The organism is Frankia sp. AiPa1 (genome assembly GCF_023243075.1).
Classification (GTDB): domain Bacteria; phylum Actinomycetota; class Actinomycetes; order Frankiales; family Frankiaceae; genus Frankia.
Genome location: NZ_JALKFZ020000070.1, coordinates 1 through 5,131, shown reverse-complemented (window position 1 = coordinate 5,131; position 5,131 = coordinate 1). Strand labels below are relative to the sequence as shown.

At 75.4% G+C, this 5,131-nt stretch carries 5 protein-coding genes and 1 pseudogene; 2 read left to right on the top strand and 4 right to left on the bottom strand.

Going from position 1 to position 5,131, the window contains the following annotated elements:
- Positions 1-344: 344 nt before the first annotated feature.
- A complete protein-coding gene (locus tag MXD95_RS07335) occupies positions 345-641 on the top strand; it encodes a helix-turn-helix domain-containing protein (RefSeq protein ID WP_250639786.1) in 297 nt (98 codons plus the stop codon).
- A 284-nt stretch (positions 642-925) separates the two neighbouring features.
- Positions 926-1,945, top strand: a complete 1,020-nt coding sequence (locus MXD95_RS28845; protein ID WP_250639785.1) for a pentapeptide repeat-containing protein — start codon at positions 926-928, stop codon at positions 1,943-1,945.
- 146 nt (positions 1,946-2,091) lie between these two features.
- Here MXD95_RS28845 and MXD95_RS07325 read toward each other — a convergent pair whose 3' ends face one another.
- The 4 genes and pseudogenes from MXD95_RS07325 to MXD95_RS07310 form a co-directional block, all read right to left on the bottom strand.
- Positions 2,092-2,511: a cobalamin biosynthesis protein gene (locus MXD95_RS07325; RefSeq protein WP_250639784.1), complete on the bottom strand. Its 420-nt coding sequence runs from the start codon at positions 2,509-2,511 to the stop codon at positions 2,092-2,094.
- 34 nt (positions 2,512-2,545) lie between these two features.
- Entirely contained in the window at positions 2,546-4,336 is a 1,791-nt protein-coding gene (locus MXD95_RS07320; protein ID WP_250639783.1) for a cobyrinic acid a,c-diamide synthase CobB, read from the bottom strand.
- Positions 4,330-4,938, bottom strand: coding sequence for a cob(I)yrinic acid a,c-diamide adenosyltransferase (gene cobO / locus MXD95_RS07315; RefSeq protein ID WP_250639782.1), 609 nt, complete (start codon positions 4,936-4,938; stop codon positions 4,330-4,332). Before cobO ends, MXD95_RS07320 begins: the two co-directional genes overlap by 7 nt.
- Positions 4,935-5,131, bottom strand: a pseudogene (locus MXD95_RS07310) (hypothetical protein); the annotation flags it as partial. The gene cobO and the pseudogene MXD95_RS07310, both read right to left, overlap by 4 nt.

Here is a 5,131-nt window from a genome sequence, read left to right as displayed (position 1 = left end):
CGGGCGAAAACATATATATAAAAATTTTGTTTGTGGTCGGCGGTTTATTTTTTAAAAAACAGAGGGGGGCGCGGGCCCCCCGGCCCCCCCCCCCCGCCATCGCCTCGATCGCCTGCGGTGTTTTGATCTCGACCATCACGCGCCTCCCCACTGTTCTCCTGGCCGGGTCGGCTCTCCTGGCCGGGTCGGCCGTCGTCCTTGGTCGCGGTCCTTGGTCGGTGTCGTCGTTCCCGCCGGCGCCGTCCTGACTGGCTTCGGCCGGTTCGCCGGTTCGCCGGTTCGCACCCCGACGAAGAATGCCAATAACTATACCGGATAACTATACCGGTCGTTACGATGGGCTTATGGTGCGCACGGCGTTGACCCCAGCGGAGCGGGCCCGCGGCGAGCGGCTGGGGGTGCTGCTGCGCGAGGCGCGGGGCGCGCGCGGCCTCGCCGAGGTGGCGGCCGGCGCCGGTGTGTCCGCCGAGACCCTGCGCAAGATCGAGACCGGCCGGATCCCGACCCCGGCGTTCTTCACGATCACCGCGCTCGGCGCGACCCTCGGCATCTCCCTGGACGTTCTCGCCGCCCTGTGCGCCGCCGAGGACGACTCCGCCGCCGCGGCGCGGGTCGCCACCGCCGCGCCCGGAGCGGCCTAGCCTGACCGGTCCCCTCGGGGAGGTCCCCCTCGGGGGCCCGCCAGTTCGGCGTGCCGAGCATGGTGCTTGCTGGGAGCGGCACCCACAGCTCACCTGGGGGTCGCATCGGCCCGAGGGCTGGTCCGACTGCTCTTGGCGGGCGCCGGCGTGGGCTGGAGCCACGGCCGCCGAAGGCCGGCGGTGCGGGATGTTCAGGGCAGAGCGGGCGGACCGGGCATGATGGTGGCCGTGGTCGCACTGTGCGCAGTCGAGGTGGCCGTGTCCGAGCGGTGGATCTCCCCGCGGTGGGCCGCGCGGACACCGCCGCGGTGAACCGGCGCAACGTCGGGCTCGCCGCCGCGGTGGCGGTGGTGCTGGTGGCGGTGGTGGTGGGCCTGCTGGTCGTCGTTCCCCGGCTGCTCTATCCGCCGCTGAGCGCGGCCCAGCTGCGCGGGATCGGCAGCGCGCAGACGCGGGTCCAGCTGCAACAGGCGCAGTCCGACCTGCGGGGCGACGCCCGTTCCGACGTGTTGCAGGGCCTGGGCGGACTGCTGCTCGTGCTCGGCGGCGCGGCGACCTGGCGGCAGGTGCAGGTCAGCCGCGAGGGGCAGCTGACAGAACGTTTCACCCGGGCCGTCGACCAGGTGGGAAGCGAGACCCTCGATGTCCGCCTCGGCGGGATCTACGCCCTGGGCCGGCTCGCGCGAAGCTCACCGGCGGACCGTCCGGCGGTCGCCCAGGTGCTGGGGGCGTTCGTCCGCGGCCGCGCGCCGTGGCCGGTCGGGTCGCCGGGCGGCCCGGATCATCCGACGCCGCTGGTGGACACCGACCGGCCCTGGCTGTATGTGGCCGCGCCAGACGTGCAGGCGGCGATGAACGTTCTCGGTGGCGTGGGAGGCCGCGGGGGTGGCGGGGGCCTGGGCGCGGTCGGCGGGGTGCCGCTGTATCTGTCCAGGACCGATCTGCGCAGGCTTCACCTGCCGCGCGCGCACCTTGCCGGCGCCCAGTGGCGACATGTCAATCTGGCCCGGGCCTGGCTGCCCGGCACGGTCCTCGACGGCGGCGATCTGAAGGCCGCCGACCTGCGCGCGGTCAACGCGGGGAACGCGAGCTTCGTCGGGACGAACCTGCGGGGCGCCTGGCTCGCTGGTGCCGACGTCACCGGCGCCGATTTCCGACGCGCCGATCTTCGCGGTGCCGACCTGGCGACGGCGAACCTGGACCGCGCCCGGTTGGCCGGCGCCCGGGCGGATGCCGCCACCGTCTGGCCCCCGCATCTGGACTCCGCCCGCCGCCGCGACCTCGGCGTCGTGGAGTCGGGTTAGACGACCCCGGGGCGGGGCCGGGTTGCCGACCGGCGCCGCGGCCGACGTCTGTTCCGGCCCTGGCAGACCAGGGGCCACGGCCGTGTCCGCGTTGCGCGCCGATGGAGCTGCCCGCCGTGAGCACCGACCGGCCCACTGGTGGTGGGTCAGGGCGCGGCGGGTGGATGGCGGGCTATCGCGATCGTGGCGTGCGCGCTGGTCCGCTTGGGCAGGAGCAGGACTGCCGGCGGTGGGCGGCGGGAGGCAGCCGGGTTCGGGCCTGGGTTCGGATGTGGCCGGGTTCTCGGGGGGAGCAGGCAGGCGGCCTCCGCGACGCTGGGGGTGCCCAGGGCGGCGCGGGCGGCGGCGCTGAAGTGTGGGACGTCGACGGTGGCCAGCAGATCGGGCGGATGGGCGAGCAGCGGCCAGCCGTGGCGGGCGGCCGCGGCGCGCAGCCCGGGTTCGCCGGCGCGGGCGGTGACGGTGGCCAGTGCCAGCACGGTGTGCCCGGTGGCGCCGACCGCGCGCAGCGCGGTGTCGATGAGCGCGAGGACCTCGGCCGTGTCCACGCCGGGCCGGGCTCCCATGCCGATCACCAGATCGCGGCGGGGTGCGGGGGGCTCAGGCGGCGTCGATGGCATCGGTCGTGGGTGCGTCGGGGCCCGCCTGCCGCCTGTGATGGGCCTGGCGGGCGGTGTGGGCGGCGGCGAGCAGGCGCCGCGGCGCGTCGGGGGTGCCGGCCCAGTGCACGTGCAGGTAGGAGGCGTGGACCTGGCCGGCCACGAACCCCTCGGTGCGCCAGCGGGTCGGCTGCGCCGCGGTGGTCGTGGCCGGTGGGGGGACGGTAGGCCAGGCGGTGCTGGTCTCGTCGGCCACGGGCAGCCACCAGGCGGGAGGCGCGCCGCGGGCGGGAGCGACGCCGGCTGGCGTGGGAAGCAGGACCGTGCGGTGGAACTCATGGCCGCCGAGCACGCGCCCGGCGGCGGCGAGCGGGCTGTCGGTGGCCGCGACCGCCTGGCGGTAGCCCAGGGTCAGGTGTGGGCCCATGACGGCGGCGATGTCGAGGACCCCGCACATGGGTGCGCCGTCCAGGGTGGCGGCGAGGTAGAGCAGGCCGGCGCATTCGGCGTGGATCGGATGGCCGGCGGCGGCGAAGGCGGCGATCTGGGCGCGCAGCCGGGTGTTGGCGGACAGGTCGCCGGCGTGTTCTTCGGGGAAACCGCCGCCGAGGATCAGTGCGTCGGTGCCGGCGGGCAGGGTCTCCTCGCGCAGCGGGTCGAATCCGATCACTTCGGCGCCGGCGGCGCGCAGCAGCTCGACGTGTTCGGTGTAGCCGAAGGTGAACGCCGCTCCGCCGGCCATCGCCACCCGCAGCGGCCGCCCGGCGGGTAGTCCGGTGTCGGCGGGGCGGCCAAGGGTTTCGCCTGTCCTGGTCGCCGCGGCGGCGCCGGCGGTGGCGCGGGGTTCGGCGAGGGGGGAGGCGGCCAGGTGGGTGGGATGATCGGTACCGGGGCGGATGGCGGTGCTCGCGTGCGCACCGTGGGCGGCTGCGCTGGTGAGGGCGTCGGCGGGGTTCCAGGCGGTGGTGTGCAGGGGTGGGGCGGCGCGGGCGACGCGCAGCAGGGCGTCCAGGTCGCACCAGGTGGCGATCAGATGGCCGAGGCGGTCGACGGCGGCGATCGCGGCGGGGCGGCGTTCCGCGGCCGGTACCAGGCCCAGGTGTCGTGAGGGGGTGTGCACGGCGTTCTGGCGGGGCAGCGCGCCGAGCACGGGCATGCCGATGCCGGCCAGCGCCCGGGTGAGCAGCGTGCGGTGACGGTCCGAGCCGACCCGGTTGAGGATCACCCCGGCCAGCGCGATCCGCGGGTCGAACATCCGAAAGCCGGTGACCAGCGCGGCGATCGAGCGCGACGCTCCGGAGGCGTCGACGACCAGCACCACGGGGGCGCGCAGGAGCCGGGCGACGTGCGCGGTGGAGGCATGGTCGGCTTCCTGCCCGGCGTCGGGGGTGGCGACGCCGTCGAACAGGCCCATGACGCCCTCGATGACGGCGAGGTCGGCGCCGGCGGCGGCGTGGGCGAACAGCGGTGCCAGACGTTCGGGGCCGCACAGGACCGCGTCGAGGTTGCGGCCGGGCCGGCCGGTGGCCAGCGCGTGGTAGCTGGGGTCGATGTAGTCGGGGCCGACCTTGTGCGGGCTGACCGTCAGGCCGCGGGTGACCAGCGCCGCCATCAGCCCGGTGGCCACCGTCGTCTTGCCGGCGCCGGAGGTCGGCGCCGCCAGGACCAGGCGGGGCAGGTCCAGGCGCGTCGCGTCGCCCCGGGTCGCGTTGCCCCGGGTGGCATCCCGGTGGCCGGCTGGGGCGGGCTCGTGCGGGTGCGGTGCGGCCGGGCCGGGCGGGTCGCCTACCATTCGATGCCTTTCTGGCCCTTCTGGCCGGCGTCCATCGGATGGCGGATCTTGGTCATCTCGGTGACGAGGTCGGCGGCGTCGAGCAGCGGCTGGGGGGCGCCGCGGCCGGTGATGACGACATGCTGGCACCCGGGGCGGGCGCGCAGGGTGTCGACGACCTCGTCGAGGTCGAGCCAGCCCCAGCGCAGCGGGTAGGTCATCTCGTCGAGGACGTAGAGCCGGTAGGTCGCCGCGGCGAGGTCGCGGCGGATCTGCGCCCAGCCCTCGGCGGCGGCGGCGGCCGGGTCGCCGGTGGGGTCGACGCGTCGTTGGATCCAGCTCCAGCCGGCGCCCATCCGATGCCAGGTGACGCTGCCGCCCTCGGCGGAGGCGCCGAGGGTTTCCAGGGCCCGTTCCTCACCGATGCGCCATTTCGCGGACTTGACGAACTGGAACACGCCGATCGGCCAGCCCTGGGCCCAGCCGCGCAGCGCCAGTCCGAACGCGGCCGTCGATTTTCCTTTGCCGTCGCCGGTGTGGACGATCAGCAGCGGCTGGCCGCGGCGGGCCCGGGTCGTCAGCCCGTCGTCGGGGATCGAGGCCGGTGTTCCCTGCGGGCTCATCGGGGTTCCTTCGGGGTGGGGTGCAGCAGGGGCAGGTCGTCGAGGGGGATCGTCGCCGCGCCGAGGGCGGTGGCGAGGCGGGCGGCCAGGCCCAGGCGGATCATGCCGGTCTCGCAGTCGACGACGACGCTGGCCAGTCCCCCGCGGGTGGGTGTGCCGGCGCGGGCGGGCGGGGCGCCGCCGTGGCCCGCGC

Bases quoted from the DNA above. Each gene is read 5' to 3' on its own strand.
- MXD95_RS07335 (WP_250639786.1), top strand. From the start codon at position 345: ATGGTGCGCACGGCGTTGACCCCAGCGGAGCGGGCCCGCGGCGAGCGG.
- MXD95_RS07325 (WP_250639784.1), bottom strand. From the start codon at position 2,511: ATGGGAGCCCGGCCCGGCGTGGACACGGCCGAGGTCCTCGCGCTCATC.
- MXD95_RS07320 (WP_250639783.1), bottom strand. From the start codon at position 4,336: ATGGTAGGCGACCCGCCCGGCCCGGCCGCACCGCACCCGCACGAGCCC.
- cobO (WP_250639782.1), bottom strand. From the start codon at position 4,938: ATGAGCCCGCAGGGAACACCGGCCTCGATCCCCGACGACGGGCTGACG.